At 45.0% G+C, this 220-nt stretch carries 1 protein-coding gene; it reads right to left on the bottom strand.

Annotated elements, in window-relative coordinates:
- On the bottom strand, positions 1–220 hold a 220-nt coding region (locus A3712_RS21795; RefSeq protein WP_157618851.1), incomplete at both ends, for a class I adenylate cyclase.

Genomic DNA, 220 nt, shown 5'->3' with positions numbered 1-220 from the left:
TACTTCATGCCACGAGTTACGGTAAACCAAATCAACACTGCCGACTAAGCTCTTACCTTCTTCACCAAAACTGAAGATATCCACATTTTTGAGATCCACTTTTAATTCTCGACTACTTAACTGGGAAGTCGGGTCATTTTCAAAGTTGATGAACATCGCCAGTTGGCTAATCTCACATGGGCTCGCCAGTGCCTGCATACTCGGACGACGCTTACGCAAC

The organism is Vibrio sp. HI00D65 (assembly GCF_001635455.1).
GTDB lineage: Bacteria > Pseudomonadota > Gammaproteobacteria > Enterobacterales > Vibrionaceae > Vibrio.
Note: the sequence above shows the minus strand (reverse complement) of the source record. Positions and strands in the feature narration are given on the sequence as shown.